Source organism: Escherichia sp. MOD1-EC7011 (assembly GCF_002965005.1).
Lineage (GTDB): Bacteria > Pseudomonadota > Gammaproteobacteria > Enterobacterales > Enterobacteriaceae > Escherichia > Escherichia ruysiae.
On record NZ_PTRD01000025.1, the window covers coordinates 71,684 to 92,327 of the forward strand.

17 protein-coding genes are annotated in these 20,644 nt (G+C 51.2%); 5 read left to right on the plus strand and 12 right to left on the minus strand.

Annotated elements, in window-relative coordinates:
- Positions 1–66 precede the first annotated feature (66 nt).
- From narI to yddG, 6 genes are all read right to left on the minus strand, one after another.
- Positions 67–747: a respiratory nitrate reductase subunit gamma gene (gene narI, locus A7098_RS13400; protein ID WP_000617141.1), complete on the minus strand. Its 681-nt coding sequence runs from the start codon at positions 745–747 to the stop codon at positions 67–69.
- Positions 744–1,439 (minus strand): nitrate reductase molybdenum cofactor assembly chaperone, encoded by a 696-nt coding sequence (narW, locus tag A7098_RS13405; RefSeq protein WP_001166380.1) that lies wholly within the window; start codon positions 1,437–1,439, stop codon positions 744–746. The genes narI and narW overlap by 4 nt, the downstream gene beginning before the upstream one ends.
- Complete coding sequence (gene narH / locus A7098_RS13410; protein WP_000702538.1) at positions 1,439–2,983, minus strand: nitrate reductase subunit beta; 1,545 nt, start codon at positions 2,981–2,983, stop codon at positions 1,439–1,441. Before narH ends, narW begins: the two co-directional genes overlap by 1 nt.
- Positions 2,980–6,720 (minus strand): nitrate reductase Z subunit alpha, encoded by a 3,741-nt coding sequence (narZ, locus tag A7098_RS13415; RefSeq protein WP_105280938.1) that lies wholly within the window; start codon positions 6,718–6,720, stop codon positions 2,980–2,982. The genes narH and narZ overlap by 4 nt, the downstream gene beginning before the upstream one ends.
- 109 nt (positions 6,721–6,829) lie before the next feature.
- Positions 6,830–8,218, minus strand: a complete 1,389-nt coding sequence (narU, locus tag A7098_RS13420; protein ID WP_105280939.1) for a nitrate/nitrite transporter NarU — start codon at positions 8,216–8,218, stop codon at positions 6,830–6,832.
- Between the two features lie 251 nt (positions 8,219–8,469).
- Entirely contained in the window at positions 8,470–9,351 is an 882-nt protein-coding gene (gene yddG, locus A7098_RS13425) for an aromatic amino acid efflux DMT transporter YddG (protein WP_010347315.1), read from the minus strand.
- Between the two features lie 231 nt (positions 9,352–9,582).
- Here yddG and fdnG point away from each other — a divergent pair, with 231 nt between their 5' ends.
- The 3 genes from fdnG to fdnI are packed head-to-tail and all read left to right on the plus strand — an operon-like array spanning position 9,583 to position 14,173.
- Positions 9,583–12,630, plus strand: a complete 3,048-nt coding sequence (gene fdnG, locus A7098_RS13435; protein WP_135522432.1) for a formate dehydrogenase-N subunit alpha — start codon at positions 9,583–9,585, stop codon at positions 12,628–12,630.
- Between the two features lie 12 nt (positions 12,631–12,642).
- The gene (gene fdnH / locus A7098_RS13440) at positions 12,643–13,527 is read left to right on the plus strand and encodes a formate dehydrogenase N subunit beta (RefSeq protein WP_001240583.1); all 885 of its coding nucleotides are present in this window, start codon (positions 12,643–12,645) and stop codon (positions 13,525–13,527) included.
- Complete coding sequence (gene fdnI / locus A7098_RS13445; protein WP_000045638.1) at positions 13,520–14,173, plus strand: formate dehydrogenase-N subunit gamma; 654 nt, start codon at positions 13,520–13,522, stop codon at positions 14,171–14,173. Before fdnH ends, fdnI begins: the two co-directional genes overlap by 8 nt.
- A 227-nt stretch (positions 14,174–14,400) precedes the next feature.
- Here the strand turns inward: fdnI and A7098_RS13450 are convergent, their stop codons facing one another.
- From A7098_RS13450 to bdm, 6 genes are all read right to left on the minus strand, one after another.
- Entirely contained in the window at positions 14,401–14,685 is a 285-nt protein-coding gene (locus tag A7098_RS13450; RefSeq protein ID WP_000781370.1) for a HigA family addiction module antitoxin, read from the minus strand.
- Entirely contained in the window at positions 14,685–14,963 is a 279-nt protein-coding gene (locus A7098_RS13455; protein WP_105280940.1) for a type II toxin-antitoxin system RelE/ParE family toxin, read from the minus strand. Before A7098_RS13455 ends, A7098_RS13450 begins: the two co-directional genes overlap by 1 nt.
- Positions 14,964–15,148: 185 nt before the next feature.
- A complete protein-coding gene (gene adhP, locus A7098_RS13460; protein ID WP_105280941.1) occupies positions 15,149–16,159 on the minus strand; it encodes an alcohol dehydrogenase AdhP in 1,011 nt (336 codons plus the stop codon).
- A 133-nt stretch (positions 16,160–16,292) separates the two neighbouring features.
- Positions 16,293–17,990 carry a malate dehydrogenase gene (gene maeA / locus A7098_RS13465; RefSeq protein ID WP_000433478.1) on the minus strand — a complete coding sequence of 566 codons (1,698 nt, stop codon included), beginning with the start codon at positions 17,988–17,990 and terminating at the stop codon, positions 16,293–16,295.
- 154 nt (positions 17,991–18,144) lie between these two features.
- The gene (gene sra / locus A7098_RS13470; protein WP_000841554.1) at positions 18,145–18,282 is read right to left on the minus strand and encodes a stationary-phase-induced ribosome-associated protein; all 138 of its coding nucleotides are present in this window, start codon (positions 18,280–18,282) and stop codon (positions 18,145–18,147) included.
- A gap of 101 nt (positions 18,283–18,383) precedes the next feature.
- Complete coding sequence (gene bdm, locus A7098_RS13475) at positions 18,384–18,599, minus strand: biofilm-dependent modulation protein (RefSeq protein WP_000495766.1); 216 nt, start codon at positions 18,597–18,599, stop codon at positions 18,384–18,386.
- Between the two features lie 344 nt (positions 18,600–18,943).
- Between bdm and osmC the strand changes: the two genes are divergently transcribed.
- Positions 18,944–19,375, plus strand: coding sequence for a peroxiredoxin OsmC (osmC, locus tag A7098_RS13485; RefSeq protein ID WP_000152304.1), 432 nt, complete (start codon positions 18,944–18,946; stop codon positions 19,373–19,375).
- A gap of 310 nt (positions 19,376–19,685) precedes the next feature.
- Positions 19,686–20,609 carry an omptin family outer membrane protease gene (locus A7098_RS13490; protein WP_000928773.1) on the plus strand — a complete coding sequence of 308 codons (924 nt, stop codon included), beginning with the start codon at positions 19,686–19,688 and terminating at the stop codon, positions 20,607–20,609.
- Positions 20,610–20,644: the final 35 nt, after the last annotated feature.

Here is a 20,644-nt window from a genome sequence, read left to right on the forward strand (position 1 = left end):
TGGCTGGAGAACTATCATAGCCTGCAATCGGCCGGAGAGCGAAAGGCTATCCGGCCGGCATGAGAATTATCGCCGTGAGCGCACAATCTGATACCTGCGGGTAAAGTACTCAAACGGTGCGCTCCATACATGCACCAGTCGGGTGAACGGGAAGAGCAGGAAGATGGTCATTCCCAACACCAAATGAACGCGGAAGATATAAGCTACGCCATCAAGATGCGTCGATGCGCCGCCCTGGAAAGTGACGATGCTTTGCGCCCATCCCACCAGCTTCATCATTTCACTGCCGTCCGGATGTTGTGCTGAAAAGGGAATGGTGGTTAACCCAAGAATGCACTGAATTAACAAAATGGCGAGGATCAGGATATCCGCACCAGAAGACGTCGCCCTGATACGCGGATTCGTTAAACGGCGCACCAGCAACCCCGCACCGCCAATCAGCGTCAACACCCCGCAAATACCGCCGAGGATCATCGCCATCTGCTGTTTTACCGCCACCGGAAGGAACCACGCGTACATCCAGTGCGGCGTTAACATGCCGAACAGATGACCGAAGAAGATCCCCAGAATACCGATATGGAACAAGTTCGACCACAGCACCATTCCGCGTTTATCCAACATCTGGCTTGAGGAGGCACGCCAGGTGTACTGCCCGTAATCGTAGCGCAACCAGCTTCCGAGGATAAAAACCGTGCCACACAAGTACGGGTAGATATCGTAAAAAAAGACGTTCAGATACTGAATCATTTCCCACCTCCCGCACTGATGTCCACATACTGCGGTGCGACATCCTGACTAAAGCGTCGCTGATATTGATTAAGCGGCGAGCTGTCACACGCCGTGGCGTTATCTTCAATAAACTTCACCTGTTCCTCTTCCCACACGGCATCCAGTGCCTGACGGGTGTCGTCGCGCTCCTCGCTGCGTATCTGTTTTGTGACACTGTCACTTGAGAGTGTACTTCCCGCCAGATGCAGCAGGGCGTCAAACAACGGATACCACGGCGCCTCACGTTGTTTTAAGCGCCCGCCGAGCAGGGCGAGGATTGGCGCAACGTTGAGCAAACCTTCTTTAGCCTGGTTGTCGGGTAGCACACTTAAATACTCCAGATACAAAGGCAGATAATCAGGCAACTCGCGACAATTTAGTTGCAGGCCGACTTTTTCATACTCCGCCAGCAGATCCACCATTGCCTGACCGCGATCGCGTGACTCGGCATGAACATGTTCAAATAGCAGCAGCGAAGTGGTGCGTCCACGGTCAAACACTTCACACCATTCAGCCTGTTTATCCAGCAGCGGCGCATTAAGCAGGTCGCAGGTGAAATCGGTGAGCATCGGCGCGTCGTGGCGAATCAGCGCCAGCGCGTCGTCTTTGTTCTCCCATAGCAGCTCGTCCGGATACTCCATCAACAAGCCGATCACTTTGAGGATTTGCATTATTCGCCCTCCGCTTTATTGCGTACTTCGGTAATGTCGATGGCATCGATTCGGCTACTGTTGAACAGATTGAATTTAGTATCAGAGCCGTGGCAACCGTCGCCAAAAGTAAAGCCGCAGCCGTTGCGTTCACCGAAGGCGTCGCCCGCCATTTCCCGATGACTGGTCGGAATGACAAACCGATCTTCATAGTTGGCGATAGCGAGATAGCGATACATATCTTCCACCTGGGCGACGCTCAACCCGACTTCGTCGATCGCGCGGGTATCAGTTACACCTTCTACGGTTTGCGAACGCATATAGTGGCGCATTGCCATCATCCGTTTCAGCGCCCGCAGTACAGGACCGGTATCGCCCGCACTCAACATATTGGCGAGGTATTGCACCGGAATACGCAGGCTTTCGATGGCGGGAAGTACGCCTTCGCTTTTGGGCAGTCCGCCCGCGTCGGCGTAAGACTGAATCGGCGACAGCGGCGGCACGTACCAGACCATCGGCAGGGTGCGATATTCCGGGTGCAACGGTAGCGCCAGTTTCCAGTCCATTGCCATTTTGTAAACCGGCGAACGCTGGGCGGCCTCAATCACGTTTTGCGGGATACCTTGTTTCAGGGCTTCTTCGATCACTGATGGATCGTGCGGATCGAGGAACACTTCGCACTGGCGTTCATAGAGATCAACTTCGCGCTCGGTGCTCGCTGCTTCCTCGATGCGGTCGGCGTCGTAGAGCAGTACACCAAGATAACGAATGCGCCCCACGCAGGTTTCGGAGCAGACCGTGGGCTGACCGGACTCAATTCGCGGATAACAGAAGATGCATTTTTCCGACTTGCCGCTTTTCCAGTTGAAGTAGATTTTTTTGTACGGACAACCGCTAATGCACAAGCGCCAGCCACGACATTTATCCTGATCGATCAGCACAATGCCGTCTTCTTCGCGTTTGTAGATAGCGCCGCTGGGGCAGGTCGCCACGCAGCTGGGGTTGAGGCAGTGTTCGCAAAGGCGCGGCAGGTACATCATGAAAGTGTTTTCAAACTGACCGTACATCTCCTTTTGCATGGCTTCGAAGTTGCGGTCGCGGGCGCGTTTTTCAAACTCGCCGCCCAGCAATTCTTCCCAGTTTGGCCCCCAGATCACTTTGTCCATCCGTTTGCCGTCAATCAGCGAACGTGGGCGGGCAGTGGGAATGTGTTTACCTTCCGGCGCGCTATGCAAATGTTCGTAGTCGAAGGTGAAAGGTTCGTAGTAGTCGTCAATCTGCGGTATCACCGGGTTGGCGAAGATTTTAGTTATTACGCCCATCTTGCTGCCCAGGCGCGGGCGGATCTTGCCATTCACATCACGTACCCAGCCGCCTTGCCATTCTTCCTGATCTTCCCAGTTTTTCGGATAACCAATGCCCGGTTTGGTTTCGACGTTGTTAAACCATGCGTACTCCATGCCTTCGCGCCCGGTCCAGACGTTTTTACAGGTCACCGAACAGGTGTGGCAGCCGATACATTTATCGAGGTTAAGCACCATGCCGACTTGCGAACGTATTTTCATTTTTTCGCCTCCTGTACCTGATCGCGACCTTCATCGTCCAGCCAGTTAACGTTTTTCATCTTACGGATCATGATGAACTCATCGCGGTTCGAGCCGACGGTGCCGTAGTAGTTAAAGCCCCAGGCCAGTTGCGCGTAACCGCCAATCATATGCGTCGGTTTCGGGCAAACGCGGGTGACCGAGTTATGAATGCCGCCGCGCATACCGGTCACTTCTGAACCAGGGATATTCATAATGCGCTCCTGGGCGTGATACATCATGGTCATGCCCGGCGGCACTCGCTGACTGACTACCGCACGAGCCGTCAGCGCACCGTTGGCGTTAAACACTTCCACCCAGTCGTTATCAACAATGGTCAGTTCGCGGGCATCGGTTTCGCTGATCCAGACAATCGGCCCGCCGCGCGAGAGCGTCAGCATTAGCAGGTTTTCACTGTAGGTAGAGTGAATGCCCCATTTCTGGTGCGGCGTCAGGAAGTTAAGTGCTTTTTCCGGGAAGCCGTTTGGCGGGATCTGGCGCATTTCACTGACACTGCGGGTGTCGATAGGCGGGCGATAAGCCACCAGGCTTTCACCAAAGGCGCGCATCCAGGGATGATCCTGATAGAGCTGCTGGCGTCCCGACAGCGTGCGCCACGGAATTAACTCGTGAACGTTGGTGTATCCCGCGTTATAGGAGACGTGATCGCTTTCCAGACCGGACCAGGTGGGGCTGGAAATGATTTTACGTGGTTGCGCCTGAATATCGCGAAAGCGAATCTTCTCATCCTCTTTGTGTAGCGCCAGATGAGTATGTTCGCGCCCGGTGATCTCGCCCAGCGCCTGCCAGGCTTTTACCGCTACATGGCCGTTGGTTTCCGGTGCCAGCGCCAGAATGACCTCTGATGCATCAATGGCGGTGTCAATCAGCGGACGCCCCTGTGCCGGGCCATCGCGTTTGGTGTAATTGAGTTTGCCGAGGAAATCGATTTCATCCTGGGTATTCCACGAAATCCCTTTACCGCCGTTGCCAAGTTTGTCCATCAACGGCCCCAGCGAGGTAAAACGTTCATAGGTAGCAGGGTAGTCGCGCTCCACCGCCACAATATTCGGCGCGGTCTTACCTGGGATTAGGTCGCATTCGCCTTTGCGCCAGTCGAGCACTTCACATGGTTGGGAGAGTTCTGCCGGAGAGTCGTGCAATAACGGTTGCAGTACAATATCTGTTTCTTTGCCAAGATGCCCCACGCAGACTTGCGAAAATGCTTTGGCGATACCTTTGTAGATTTCCCAGTCGCTGCGTGATTCCCAGGCGGGATCGACCGCCGCAGAAAGTGGATGAATAAACGGATGCATATCCGAGGTATTCATATCGTCTTTTTCGTACCAGGTCGCGGTGGGCAAGACGATATCGGAGAATAAACAAGTGCTGGACATGCGGAAGTCGAGCGTCACCAGCAGGTCGAGCTTGCCCTCTATCGCGGCGGTTTGCCACTCGACTTCTTCCGGTTGAATTCCCTCCGTCAGCCCAAGTTCTTTCCCCTGAATACCGCTTTCCGTACCCAGCAGATATTTCTGCATATACTCATGGCCTTTGCCGGAGGAGCCAAGCAGGTTAGAACGCCAGACAAACAGGTTACGCGGATGATTGCTGCCGTTATCTGGCTGCTCGCAGGCCATACGCAAATCACCCGATTTCAGCGCCTGAGCGGTAAATTCAGTGGGTGATAATCCGGCCTTGTCGGCTTCAGCTTTCAACGTGAGCGGATTACGCCCCAACTGCGGCGCAGAAGGTAGCCAGCCCATGCGTTCGGCGCGAACGTTGAAATCAATCAGATGACCGCTGTATTTACTGGCATCGGCGAGCGGTGAGAGCAATTCCTGAGCGGTGACTTTTTCATAGCGCCACTGGCTTGAGTGATTGTAAAAAAATGAGGTGCTGTTCATCTGGCGCGGTGGGCGGTTCCAGTCAAGCGCAAAGGCCAGTGGTAACCAACCGGTTTGCGGACGCAGTTTTTCCTGGCCGACATAGTGTGCCCAGCCCCCGCCGCTTTGCCCAACACAACCGCAGAAGATCAACATATTGATCATTCCCCGATAGTTCATATCCATGTGATACCAGTGGTTAACACCAGCACCGAGGATAATCATCGAACGTCCGTGGGTTTTATGGGCGGTATCGGCAAATTCACGGGCGATGGTTTCAATATACTGGCGCGGCACGCCGGTAATTTGCTCGCCCCATGCCGGCGTGTAGGCTTTGATTTCAGCGTAATCTTTCGCGCTGTTTTCGTATTCCAGCCCGCGATCAAGACCGTAATTTGCTAGCACCAGATCATAAACGCTGACCACCGGACAGACACTGCCATCGGCGAGCGTCAGATTTTTCACCGGAAGCTGGCGTACCAGAATCGGATCGTGTTTTACGCTGCGAAAATGCGGGTTTTCAATGCCGCCAAAGTAGGGAAAAGCCACGCCAGCAACAGCGTCGTGTTGACCGAGCAGGGTTAACGACAATTCGGTTTCTGAACCTGCGGCAATGGATTCCAGATTCCATTTGCCTTTTTCTCCCCAGCGAAAACCAATCGAACCGTTCGGCACCACCAGTTCTCCAGCGGTATTAAACGCCACGGTTTTCCACTGCGGATTGTTGTTTTCGCCCAGCCCGTCAACCAGATCGGATGCCCGTATCATCCGTCCGGGAACGTAGCTGCCATCGTCGCGCGGTTCCAGCATTACCAGCATCGGCATATCGCTGTAGCGGCGGCAGTAGTTGATAAAGTAGTCGCTGGGGTTATCGAGGTGGAACTCTTTTAAGATCACATGGCCCATCGCCATTGCCAGCGCGCTATCGGTGCCTTGCTTTGGCGCCAGCCACTGGTCGCACAGTTTTGCTACTTCCGAGTAGTCCGGGGTAATGGCGATAGTTTTGGTGCCTTTGTAGCGCACTTCGGTAAAGAAGTGAGCGTCTGGCGTGCGCGTCTGCGGTACGTTAGACCCCCATGCGATGATGTAGCTGGAGTTATACCAGTCGGCGGATTCCGGTACGTCGGTTTGTTCGCCCCAGGTCATCGGCGAGGCGGGCGGCAGGTCGCAATACCAGTCATAGAAACTTAAGCAGGTGCCGCCTAGCAGTGACAGATAGCGTGTTCCGGCGGCGTAAGAAATCATCGACATCGCCGGGATCGGCGAGAAACCGGCAACGCGATCAGGGCCGTAAGTTTTGATGGTCCAGACATTAGCGGCAGCAATCAGTTGATTCAGTTCCTGCCAGTTGGAGCGGATAAACCCACCGCGTCCGCGTACCTGCTTGTAGCTCAGGCACTTTTGCGGGTCATTCATAATTGATGCCCACGCCAGTACCGGATCGCTGTGTTGTTTAAGTGCTTCGCGCCACAGTTCAATCAGCCGTTTACGAATTAGCGGGTATTTCAGGCGGTTGGCACTGTAGAGATACCAGGAGTAACTTGCGCCACGCGGGCAGCCGCGTGGTTCATGATTGGGCAGGTCAGGGCGAGTGCGTGGGTAGTCGGTCTGCTGAATTTCCCAGGTCACCAGGCCGTTTTTAACGTAGATTTTCCAGCTACAGGAGCCGGTACAGTTAACGCCGTGGGTGGAGCGCACGATTTTGTCGAACTGCCAACGCTGGCGATAGCTGTCCTCCCAGTCGCGGTTGCTATGCATCACCTGTCCGTGACCATCGGCAAAAGTTTCGCCCTTTTGTTTGAAGTAGCGAAAGCGATCCAAAAGTTTACTCATGACATGACTCCTGCTCCAGGAATGATTTGGGATCTGATGCCTTGTCAGATGCGGCATAAACGCCTTATCCGACCTACGGGTGCGACACGTCGCATCAGGCATCGATCTCTTATTTTTGGCTAAACTTCCGCCGACCATAGACCAGCCAGGTCAGCAGTACACAGATGATGTAAAAGATTAAAAACACTTTCATCGCGCCCACCGGAGAGCCTGTCATATTCAGCGACATGCCAAACGCCTGCGGAATAAAAAAGCCGCCAACTGCGCCAATGGCTGAGATAAAGCCCAGCGCCGCCGCCGTTTCGGTGATCGCTTCTCGCTGCGCTTCATCATCGCTGCCACCTTTCATCTTGACGCGATAAATGGTTATCTGGCGGAAGATGACAGCAATCATCTGGAAGGTGGAGCCACTACCCAGACCCGCTGTCAGGAACAACCCCATAAACACGACGAAAAATGCGATGAAATTGCCGGAACCTGTACCAGGCAGAGTGAGGAACAACAGGGCACTGAAAAGCGCCATAAAAATAAAGTTGATAAGCGTCACCCGCACGCCGCCAAATTTATCGGAGATAGCACCGCCAACTGACCGGGCAATCGCGCCGATAAACGGCCCAAAGAACGCCAGTTGCAGTATATTCACATCCGGGAACTGAGTTTTCGCCAGCATGGCAAAACCAGCGGAAAAACCGATAAACGAACCGAAGGTGGCGAGATAGAGCAGACTCAACAGCCAGAGATGCAGACGTTGTAAAACGGGCAACTGGTCGGCAATTGACGCGCGTGAACTGGCGATATCGTTCATCCCAAACCAGGCGGCGATAGTGGCAATTGCCAGCAGTGGCACCCAAATCCATGCGGCGTTTGCCAGCGACATCAACGAGCCATCGGCCTGCGGTACGCCATTAACATCGAGAAAGGCAAATACCGGAACAAAAATCACCAGTGGCGCAACCAGTTGCATCACGCTGACGCCTAAATTGCCTAATCCGCCATTAATCCCTAATGCGCTACCTTGTTTTGCTTTCGGGAAGAAAAAACTGATATTGCCCATACTGGAAGCAAAATTCGCGCCAGCGAAACCACACAGCAAGGCAATAACAATAAATATTCCAAAAGGAGTATGGGGATTTTGTACGGCAATACCGAGCCAGACGCAGGGAATAATCAGGAGCGCGGTACTAAAAACAGTCCAGCGACGCCCACCAAATATAGGCACCATAAAGGAGTAGGGGACACGTAATAATGCGCCAGAAACGGAGGGTAATGCGGTTAATAAAAAAAGCTGATCGGTCGTAAAATTAAAGCCAATTTTATTGAGATTAACGGTGACTGCGCTAAATAACATCCAGACACAGAATGCAAGAAGTAAACAACTGACTGATATCCAGAGATTTCTTCGTGCTATATGTTTTCCTTTATTTTCCCAGAAGGCCGGATTTTCTGGCTTCCAGTCGCGCAAAAGATAACGATTACTTTTCTCATTTTGCAGTGCCATATTCTTCCTCACATGCACACGTTGGTAATGAAAAAAAGAAAGACAGGACGTTGGGCGCGATGACCCACTTTTAGAATTAAGAGAATCAGGTGAGATACTGACTGAAAGAATAGATAAGAAAGCGCAGCCGCGCGGTGAGAATGCGGATTATCTGAAGGGTTATGTGTTACTGAATGTAACAAAGATATATCATTGCCTTCACTAATATTTCAATCCGCATACCCTGAACGAACTTTGTTGCAGCATGAAACTTATCGGTGACGTGTCGCCAGCCAACAGAGCAGAGAGCCGCCACAGACCATGAGTGCGCCTTGCCAGAATGAGAACGATAGCGGTGCGTTGAGTAGCACGGCAGCCAGAGCAGAAGAAAGTACAGGCGTAAAATAAGAACCAACCGCCATAATCGTTACGTTGCCATGTAAAATACCGACATTCCAGGCGGCGTAAGCAAATCCTAAAGTAAATGCCGCAGATATGAGTTTAACGATGACAGGAAAGCTAAAAACCATCTCTGGTTGTGGCGTTATAAAATAGTAAATCCATAGACTTGCCCCCGTCAGAAGAACGAAAACAGTAATGCCGTTAAATCCACGGGCATATTTATTCGTGACTGTGCAATAAGCTGCCCAGATAAACGCACCAATAAACGCCAAAAAATAACTTAATGGACTGGTGGTAATATTATTGATGATTTCATCATATTGTAGCCCGTTGTCGCCGCCTAATACCCAACAGACACCCATCAAAGCTAAAAGCAATCCGGGAATAATCAGCCAGTTTGTTTTCTGACCATTAAAAAGAATGGCGAAAAGTATCGTCAGGCTGGGCCATAAATAGTTCACCATGCCTACTTCTATCGCCTGATGGCGGGTAGCAGCATAACCTAAGGAAAGCGCGAGGCAGATTTCATAACTCACGAACAATACGCTGCCAGCAAGTAAATAGCCTTTCGGGATCTGCCGGATACGCGGGAATCCAACGGTGAAGATTAACAGCAGCCCGCTTAATGAATAAATCGCCGCCGCACCACCGACCGGGCCGAGCCCCTCGCTGACACCGCGAATCAATCCTACCATGGTGCTCCACAGGACGATCGCGATTAGCCCTATGAGCGTTGCTTTTTGTCGTGTCATGCGCGTTGTTTAGTCTCTCTTGCCGTTAAAAATTAAGCTGAAATTTATAGCATTTTTTTAACCGGCCTGTCAGGCAGTGGTGTGTTTTTCTACCGCCATTGAGGTAGGTCAATTTGCGCAGGCGGATTATTTTGTGGCAAACACGTGTTCTTTTTGATTTCGCGCAAAAAGATTCAGAATTTTACTGTTAGTTTTCTCGCGCAGTAATACCCCTGAAAAAAGAGGAAAGCAATGGACGTCAGTCGCAGACAATTTTTTAAAATCTGCGCGGGCGGTATGGCGGGAACAACAGTAGCGGCATTGGGCTTTGCCCCGAAGCAAGCACTGGCTCAGGCGCGAAACTACAAATTATTACGCGCTAAAGAGATCCGTAACACCTGCACATACTGTTCCGTAGGTTGCGGGCTATTGATGTATAGCCTGGGTGATGGCGCGAAAAACGCCAGAGAAGCGATTTATCACATTGAAGGTGACCCGGATCATCCGGTAAGTCGTGGTGCGCTGTGCCCGAAAGGGGCCGGTTTGCTGGATTACGTCAACAGCGAAAACCGTCTGCGTTACCCGGAATATCGTGCGCCTGGTTCTGACAAATGGCAGCGCATTAGCTGGGAAGAAGCATTCTCCCGTATTGCGAAGCTGATGAAAGCTGACCGTGACGCTAACTTTATTGAAAAGAACGAGCAGGGCGTAACGGTAAACCGTTGGCTTTCTACCGGTATGCTGTGTGCCTCCGGCGCCAGCAACGAAACCGGGATGCTGACCCAAAAATTTGCCCGCTCCCTCGGGATGCTGGCGGTAGACAACCAGGCGCGCGTCTGACACGGACCAACGGTAGCAAGTCTTGCTCCAACATTTGGTCGCGGTGCGATGACCAACCACTGGGTGGATATCAAAAACGCTAACGTCGTGATGGTGATGGGCGGTAACGCTGCTGAAGCGCATCCCGTCGGTTTCCGCTGGGCGATGGAAGCGAAAAATAACAACGATGCAACCCTGATCGTTGTCGATCCCCGTTTTACGCGTACCGCTTCTGTGGCGGATATTTACGCACCTATTCGTTCCGGTACGGACATTACGTTCCTGTCTGGCGTTTTGCGCTACCTGATCGAAAACAACAAAATCAATGCCGAATACGTTAAGCATTACACCAACGCCAGCCTGCTGGTGCGTGATGATTTTGCTTTCGAAGACGGTCTGTTCAGCGGTTATGACGCTGAAAAACGCCAGTACGATAAATCGTCCTGGAACTATCAGTTCGATGAAAACGGCTATGCGAAACGCGATGACACGCTGACTCATCCGCGCTGTGTGTGGAACCTGCTAAAAGAGCACGTTTCCCGCTATACGCCGGACGTCGTGGAAAACATCTGCGGTACGCCAAAAGCCGACTTCCTGAAAGTGTGTGAAGTGCTGGCCTCCACCAGCGCACCGGATCGCACAACCACCTTCCTGTACGCGCTGGGCTGGACGCAGCACACCGTCGGTGCGCAGAACATCCGTACTATGGCGATGATCCAGTTGCTGCTCGGCAACATGGGTATGGCTGGCGGCGGCGTGAACGCACTGCGTGGTCACTCCAACATTCAGGGTCTGACCGACTTAGGTCTGCTCTCTACCAGCCTGCCGGGTTATCTGACGCTGCCGTCAGAAAAACAGGTCGATTTGCAGTCTTATCTGGAAGCGAACACGCCGAAAGCGACGCTGGCTGATCAGGTGAACTACTGGAGCAACTATCCGAAGTTCTTCGTTAGCCTGATGAAATCTTTCTACGGCGATGCCGCGCAGAAAGAGAATAACTGGGGCTACGACTGGCTGCCGAAGTGGGACCAGACCTACGACGTCATCAAGTATTTCAACATGATGGACGAAGGCAAGGTCAGCGGTTATTTCTGCCAGGGCTTTAACCCGGTTGCGTCCTTCCCGGACAAAAACAAAGTGGTTAGCTGCCTGAGTAAGCTGAAGTACATGGTGGTTATCGATCCGCTGGTGACTGAAACGTCTACTTTCTGGCAGAACCACGGCGAGTCGAACGATGTCGATCCGGCGTCTATCCAGACTGAAGTATTCCGCCTGCCTTCGACCTGCTTTGCTGAAGAAGATGGTTCTATCGCCAACTCCGGACGCTGGTTGCAGTGGCACTGGAAAGGCCAGGACGCACCAGGCGAAGCGCGTAACGACGGCGAAATTCTGGCGGGTATCTACCATCACCTGCGCGAGCTGTACAAAGCTGAAGGTGGTAAAGGCGTAGAACCGCTGATGAAAATGAGCTGGAACTACAAGCAACCGCACGAGCCGCAGTCTGACGAAGTGGCAAAAGAGAACAACGGCTATGCGCTGGAAGATCTCTATGATGCCAATGGCGTGCTGATTGCGAAGAAAGGTCAGTTGCTGAGTAGCTTTGCGCATCTGCGTGATGACGGTACAACCGCATCTTCTTGCTGGATCTACACCGGTAGCTGGACAGAGCAGGGCAACCAGATGGCCAACCGTGATAACTCCGACCCGTCCGGTCTGGGGAACACGCTGGGATGGGCCTGGGCGTGGCCGCTCAACCGTCGCGTGCTGTACAACCGTGCTTCAGCGGATATCAACGGTAAACCGTGGGATCCGAAACGAATGCTGATCCAGTGGAACGGCAGCAAGTGGACGGGTAACGATATTCCTGACTTCGGCAATGCCGCGCCGGGTACGCCAACCGGGCCGTTTATCATGCAGCCGGAAGGGATGGGACGCCTGTTTGCCATTAACAAAATGGCGGAAGGTCCGTTCCCGGAACACTACGAGCCAATTGAAACGCCGCTGGGAACTAACCCGCTGCATCCGAACGTGGTTTCTAACCCGGTTGTTCGTCTGTATGAACAAGACGCGCTGCGGATGGGTAAAAAAGAGCAGTTCCCGTATGTGGGTACGACCTATCGTCTGACCGAGCACTTCCACACCTGGACCAAGCACGCATTGCTCAACGCAATCGCCCAGCCGGAACAGTTTGTGGAGATTAGCGAAACGCTGGCGGCGGCGAAAGGCATTGCCAATGGTGACCGTGTCACTGTCTCCAGCAAGCGTGGCTTTATCCGCGCGGTGGCTGTGGTAACGCGCCGTCTGAAACCGCTGAATGTAAACGGTCAGCAGGTTGAAACGGTGGGTATTCCAATCCACTGGGGCTTTGAGGGTGTCGCGCGTAAAGGTTATATCGCTAACACTCTGACGCCAAATGTCGGTGATGCAAACTCGCAAACGCCGGAATATAAAGCGTTCTTAGTAAACATCGAGAAGGCGTAAGGGGGCGAACAGATGGCTATGGAAACGCAGGACATTATCAAAAGGTCCGCAACTAACTCCATCACGCCGCCTTCTCAGGTGCGTGATTACAAAGCAGAAGTCGCGAAACTTATCGACGTTTCCACCTGTATCGGCTGTAAAGCCTGTCAGGTGGCGTGTTCGGAGTGGAACGACATCCGTGATGAAGTGGGGCACTGCGTCGGGGTTTATGATAACCCCGCCGATCTGAGCGCCAAGTCCTGGACGGTGATGCGCTTTAGCGAAACCGAACAGAACGGCAAACTGGAGTGGCTGATCCGTAAAGATGGCTGTATGCACTGTGAAGATCCGGGCTGCCTGAAGGCGTGCCCGTCTGCTGGTGCAATCATTCAGTACGCTAACGGGATTGTCGATTTCCAGTCGGAAAACTGCATCGGCTGTGGTTACTGCATTGCCGGGTGTCCGTTTAATATTCCGCGCCTCAACAAAGAGGATAACCGGGTATATAAATGCACGCTCTGCGTCGATCGCGTCAGCGTCGGCCAGGAACCGGCTTGTGTGAAAACCTGTCCGACCGGGGCTATCCACTTCGGCACCAAGAAGGAGATGCTGGAGCTGGCGGAACAGCGCGTGGCGAAACTGAAAGCGCGTGGTTACGAACATGCTGGCGTCTACAACCCGGAAGGGGTCGGTGGTACGCACGTTATGTACGTGCTGCATCACGCCGATCAGCCGGAGCTGTATCATGGTCTGCCGAAAGATCCGAAGATCGATACCTCGGTAAGCCTGTGGAAAGGCGCGTTGAAACCGCTGGCAGCGGCTGGCTTTATTGCCACTTTTGCCGGGTTGATTTTCCACTACATCGGTATTGGCCCGAATAAGGAAGTGGACGATGACGAGGAGGAGCATCATGAGTAAGTCGAAAATGATTGTGCGCACCAAATTTATTGATCGCGCCTGTCACTGGACCGTGGTGATTTGCTTCTTCCTGGTGGCGCTGTCCGGGATTTCGTTCTTCTTCCCGACGCTGCAATGGCTGACGCAAACCTTCGGTACGCCGCAGATGGGACGCATTTTGCACCCGTTCTTCGGCATTGCGATTTTCGTTGCGCTGATGTTTATGTTCTTCCGCTTTGTGCATCACAACATCCCGGATAAGAAAGATATTCCGTGGCTGTTGAACATTGTCGAAGTATTAAAAGGCAATGAGCACAAAGTGGCGGATGTTGGTAAGTACAACGCCGGGCAGAAGATGATGTTCTGGTCGATCATGAGCATGATTTTCGTGCTGCTGGTGACCGGGGTGATTATCTGGCGTCCGTACTTTGCGCAGTACTTCCCGATGCAGGTTGTTCGCTACAGCCTGCTGATCCACGCGGCTGCCGGTATCATCCTGATCCACGCCATCCTGATCCATATGTATATGGCATTCTGGGTGAAAGGGTCGATTAAAGGGATGATCGAAGGGAAGGTGAGCCGTCGCTGGGCGAAGAAACACCATCCGCGCTGGTATCGTGAAATCGAGAAGGCAGAAGCGAAAAAAGAGAGTGAAGAAGGGATATAATCTCTTTTGAACTTTAAGCTGAAAATGGCGCTGTAAAAGGCGTCATTTTCATATTGTAGACAACGTAGGCTTTGTTCATGCCGGATGCGGCGTGAACGCCTTATCCGGCCTACAAACCCTTCAAATCCAATAGATTGCAGTGAACTTGTAGGCCTGATAAGCGTAGCGCATCAGGCAATGTTGCGTTTGTCATCAGTTTTAAATGGCGCTTTATAAGGTGCCATTTTTTATTGCGTAACCAGACGGCGCAGTCGCGACACATCCACCGTCTTTTCCGCCTCAGCCAGACTCCAGGCGTTTTGCAGATTCAGCCACATTTGCGGCGAACTGCCGATCACCACGGAAAGTTTAATTGCCATTTCTGGCGTCAAAGCTGCTTTTCCGGTCAGCAATCGGCTTGCCGTTGAGGGAGCAATTTCCATTGCTCTGGCAAACTCGCGCAGGCTGACATTAAGTTCGTCCAGTGATTCCTGAATAATGTCCCCCGGGCGGGGATGATTGGCCATTTTCATTAGTGATAGTCCTCGTAATCCAGTATGTATGCATCGCCATTGACGAACTCAAACGTGATTCGCCAGTTGCCCGAGACAGATATTGCCCAAATTCCATCGCGATCGCCGCTTAACGGGTGTAGGCGGTAACCGGGCATATCGATATCAGCAAGACAGCTTGCTGCATCAATCACAGCGAGTCGGTGGCGTAATCGTTTGACTTGCGTCGGTATAACGCCGGAGGTTTTGCCGAGAAGAAACAAGTCACACAATCCCTTGTGTCTGAAATTCATTATCATCTCTTCATCCTTGTTCCCTCGAAAGGAACGCTATCACTATTGTTCCGTGCAGCGCAACAAATTTCGCTACGTTTTCGCGAATTGTGAGGGGAAAGATGGGTGAGGAAAAGAAGAAGAGTGAAATTGCGGAAAGCGTCTCGCAAAACAGGCTGCGACCCGAATATGGCAGTCGCAGCAAAGGCCTCTTAGCGGCGGAAATCAATCACCATACGGCCACGGATTTTGCCTTCTTCCATCTCGGTAAAGATGGTGTTGATGTCCGCTAACGGACGCAGGGCGACTTTCGGCACCACTTTGCCTTCGGCGGCAAACTGGAAAGCTTCGGTGAGATCCTGGCGCGTGCCGACCAGTGAACCGACCACTTCAATACCATCCAGCACAAGGCGTGGGATGTCCAGGCTCATGGACTCCGGCGGCAGACCGACTGCCACAACACGCCCGCCTGCACGAACGGCATCAACCGCCGAGTTAAATGCGGCTTTGGCTACTGCTGTAACAACCGCAGCGTGTGCACCGCCCGCTTTCTCCTGCACAATTTTGGCGGCGTCTTCGGTGCGTGAGTTAATCGCTAAATCTGCCCCCATTTCAGTCGCCAGTTTTAACTGCTCATCATTGACATCAATGGCGATCACTTTGGCGTTAAAGACATTCTTCGCGTATTGCAGGGCGAGGTTACCCAGACCGCCAAGACCGTAGATAGCAATCCACTGACCGGGACGAATTTTTGACAGTTTAACCGCTTTGTAGGTGGTGACCCCCGCACAGGTAATGCTGCTGGCAGCAGCCGAATCCAGGCCATCTGGCACTTTTACTGCGTAATCAGCAACCACGATGCACTCTTCCGCCATCCCGCCATCAACGCTGTATCCGGCATTTTTAACTGAACGGCAGAGCGTTTCGTTACCACTGTTACAGTATTCGCAATGACCGCATCCTTCGTAAAACCACGCCACGCTGGCACGATCGCCTGGTTTTAATGAGGTGACACCTGGGCCAACTTCTGCCACCGCACCGATGCCTTCATGGCCCAGAATTACGCCGGTTTTGTCACCAAAATCGCCATTCTTAACATGAAGATCGGTATGACATACACCACAACACTCCATTTTCAGCAGGGCTTCGCCATGTTTCAGTGAGCGCAGTGTTTTATCCGTAACGTCAACATGATGATCCTTCGTAACAACCGCAGCCTTCATAGTTCCTCCTTTTCGGATGATGTTCTGCATAGCAGGTGAGGCAAATGAGATTTATTTGCCACTACCCAGTATGGATGAGATCTGAAAAAGGGAGAGGAAAATTGCCCGGTAGCCTTCACTACCGGGCGCAGGCTTAGATGGAGGTACGGCGGTAATCGCGGTATTCGGCTTGCCAGAAATTATCGTCAATGGCTTGTTGCAAAGCTTCGGCAGACGTTTTCACCGCCACGCCTTGCTGCTGCGCCATTTTGCCAACCGCAAACGCAATTGCGCGGGAGACTTTCTGGATGTCTTTCAGTTCCGGCAGTACCAGACCTTCGCCGTTCAGCACCAGCGGCGAATACTGAGCAAGCGTTTCACTTGCCGACATCAGCATCTCATCGGTGATGCGTGACGCGCCGGAAGCAATAACGCCCAGCCCGATGCCAGGGAAAATAAAGGCGTTGTTGCACTGGGCGATAGGGTAGATTTTATCTTTCCATACCACTGGATTAAACGGGCTACCGGTGGCGACCAGCGCGTTACCTTCGGTCCAGGCGATAATGTCCTGCGGTGTGGCTTCCACGCGTGAAGTCGGGTTAGACAGCGGCATCACGATCGGACGCGGACAGTGTTTATGCATCTCACGGATGATCTCTTCCGTAAACAGCCCGGTCTGTCCTGAGACGCCAATCAGAATATCTGGTTTTACATTGCGCACCACATCCAGCAGTGACAGCACATCGCTGTCGGTATCCCAGTCACTGAGGTTTTCGCGTTTCTGCACCAGTTTGGTCTGGAAAGGCAGCAGGTTCGGCATCTTGTCCGTCAGCAGGCCAAAGCGATCGACCATAAAGACTTTCTGCCGCGCCGCTTCTTCGCTTAATCCTTCGCGCTGGGTCTGGGCGATAATCATTTCGGCAATGCCGCATCCCGCTGAACCGGCGCCGAGGAAGACAATCTTTTTCTCGCTTAACTGACCACCTGCTGCGCGGCTGGCTGCGATCAGTGTGCCGACCGTTACCGCTGCGGTGCCCTGAATGTCATCGTTAAAAGAACAAATTTCATGGCGATAGCGGTTAAGCAACGGCATCGCATTTTTTTGTGCAAAGTCTTCAAACTGCAGCAACACGTTTGGCCAGCGTTGCTTCACTGCCTGGATAAATTCGTCAACGAATTCATAGTATTCATCGTCAGTGATGCGCGGATTACGCCAGCCCATATACAACGGGTCGTTAAGCAGTTGCTGGTTGTTGGTGCCGACGTCCAGCACCACCGGAAGAGTATACGCCGGGCTGATGCCGCCACAGGCGGTATAGAGCGACAGTTTACCGATCGGAATACCCATCCCGCCGATGCCCTGGTCACCAAGACCCAAGATACGTTCGCCATCCGTCACCACAATCACTTTAATGTTGTGATTCGGCACGTTTTGCAGAATGTCGTCCATATTGTGGCGGTTCTGGTAAGAGATAAACACGCCGCGCGAACGGCGGTAGATCTCAGAAAAACGCTCACAGGCTGCGCCAACGGTCGGGGTATAAATAACGGGCATCATCTCATCAAGATGATTGTTTACCAGTCGGTAGAAGAGGGTTTCGTTAGTGTCCTGGATGTTACGCAGGTAGATGTGCTTGTCGATTTCGGTTTTGAATCCCTGATACTGGATCCATGCACGCTCCGCTTGTTCTTCGATGGTTTCGACCACTTCCGGCAGTAACCCTAGCAGGTTGAAGTTACGGCGTTCTTCCATGCTGAAGGCGCTGCCTTTATTCAACAACGGAAATTCCAGCAGTACAGGGCCAGCGTAAGGAATATAAAGCGAACGCTGTTTTTTTGTTTTTGGTTCCATGTCACTCACTCTTTTTTGAATATCCATCCCTGGGGTTTTTATCGTCTTTGCTTTACCGCCAGGGCGTCGCCCCCAAGTATAAAGCAGATAAAAACAAAAACACCATTGCGCAGGCAATGGTGTTTAATCGTCATTGAGGACTGATTGTTAAGGATTACTTTTCAGCGGGGCGTTTTCTGCCGGTTGGGTTATTTACCACGCTGGATTTGTCACCTTCGGTAACTATTTTGCGCTGGTTAGAAATTTTATGATCCAGTCCAAGAATATGACGTGCCTGACGGTTCGATTTCATTTGTACTCCTCAATCCTGTTGCTAGTTTTAAGGACAACATCGCCGTAGCGAAGAAACACGTGCTAAACCCCTAAATTAGGTTGCCGATCAAGCATAGCAGCTTAAAGCGTAGGGTGCTGGCCACTGACCACATAATTGATCGTTTGCTGGTAGATATCACTGAGGATGTCGTTATCAGAAGCTTCCACCCATTTGGTCAGCTCCATGAGAATGTCATCTTCAGTGACAACACCGTGCTCTGCCCGAAGGCCTTGCTCAATGGCATTAACCAGAGCGGGTTCTGCTGTTGAATTTTCTGCCTGATAATAAGTAAACATAGTGATTCTCCGTGTCTGTGTATTTATGGTGTCTGCTACGGATCGCAGATTTATAAAGCACATTCAGCATGGCAAATATTTGCCGCTTCGTTGTTAAGATTAGTCCTGGTTGATGTGTTTTATATTTTAACCGCATGATATTCATGACTATTGTTATTGGCATTCGTTGCTTGATATTGCTGCAATATCTTTTAAACCATATATTCCCCGCCTTCTGTTGTGGTAATTTCATTTAAGTTCGGAGGTAATATTTTCGCGGGATTTTATTCGGAATATCCTGCTTATCCTCGTACTGTTTCTCACGTAGTCTATAATTTCCTTTTTAAGCCCACAGGAGAGCAACAATGACAATCCATAAGAAAGGTCAGGCACACTGGGAAGGCGATATCAAACGCGGGAAGGGAACAGTATCCACCGAGAGCGGCGTGCTGAACCAACAGCCGTATGGGTTTAACACGCGTTTTGAAGGCGAAAAAGGAACCAACCCTGAAGAATTGATTGGCGCGGCACATGCCGCTTGTTTCTCGATGGCACTTTCATTAATGCTGGGGGAAGCGGGATTCACGCCAACATCGATTGATACCACTGCCGATGTATCGCTGGATAAAGTCGATGCTGGTTTCGCGATTACCAAAATCGCACTGAAGAGTGAAGTTGCCGTACCGGGTATTGATGCCTCAACCTTTGACGGCATTATTCAGAAAGCAAAAGCCGGATGCCCGGTTTCTCAGGTACTGAAAGCGGAAATTACGCTGGATTACCAGTTGAAAGCATAAGTACTCGCCGGATGATGTTGTCATCCGGCAAGCATTTACACCAATATTTTCTGCTTATCTCAATGAAATCTCGCATTTAAACTGCATCGTCATTCTTTTCGTTATTCCCGCCTGTTCCCGAACAATCATTATTGCATCAGGTTGTAAACTCCTATTTCGTTCAGAATAACAGTAAAACTCTGTTTATTTATGTTCTCTGTTTGATGGTGAGAAACATTTATGGCATTGTAAGATTCAGTTGATTTAATTAATTTGAATTAATTAAATTTAATTAATGAGCTAATTAACATTGTTTAATAAGGATGAAACTATGTTGATGAAAAAGGTCTCTTTTGCTATTGCTTTAATTTCTCTAAGTCAGTATGCAAGCGCATCTTCAGAATTTAATTTCTTATCTGACAATGTTTTTGGTGATGCTTCTCTTTCATTTCTGAATGGTGAGTCAGGTGAGTTTGTTTATAGCGATGGCGGTAAACTTAGCCAACTGGACTGGAAAATTCAAAATACCCCCATTATTAAAATGGGGCTAACCTGGGATGCAATCTCATGGCTGACGCTTAATGCTAAAGGCTGGACGACGATTGCGTCTGCCGGTACGCTAATGGATGATTATGACTGGCTGGAGCCGGGGCAGCACCACTGGAGCGATTGGTCACATCACCCGGCAACGCGGTTGAATTTTGCAAATCAGTTTGATCTCAATATGACAGGTTGGTTTTTAACGGATCCGAGTTACCAACTCGGCGCTATGTTAGGCTATCAGGAGACGCGTTTCAGTTGGCTGGCGAAAGGAGGTTACTATAGTTATGATAATGGTGCCGACACTGGAGATATTCCTCATGACCAAAGAGTTATTGGCTACCAACAAAAATTCAGTGCGCCTTATTTAGGTCTTTCTGGTAAATATGTCTATCATGATTTTGATATTATTGCTCAATTTAAATATAGCGCCTGGGGAGAAGGGAAAGGAACAGATCAGCATTATTTGCGCAACATTACATTTAAAGATAAAGTATCCAACCAAAAATATTATTCAGGTCTTATTAATGCGGGGTATAACATTAACTCACAGGCGCGGATTTTCACAGAAATATCATGGAGTAGATTCTCTAATGATATTGGTAACACAGTAATTTCTTATAAAGACAAGGGTGAAAGCGTAAAAGAGAAAGATTCGCCAGGGATGCAAAACTATAATTACATTATTGGCGCGGGCATTCAGTACAAATTTTAATATAGCGTCGGGCGAATGGCGGAATATGAATACAT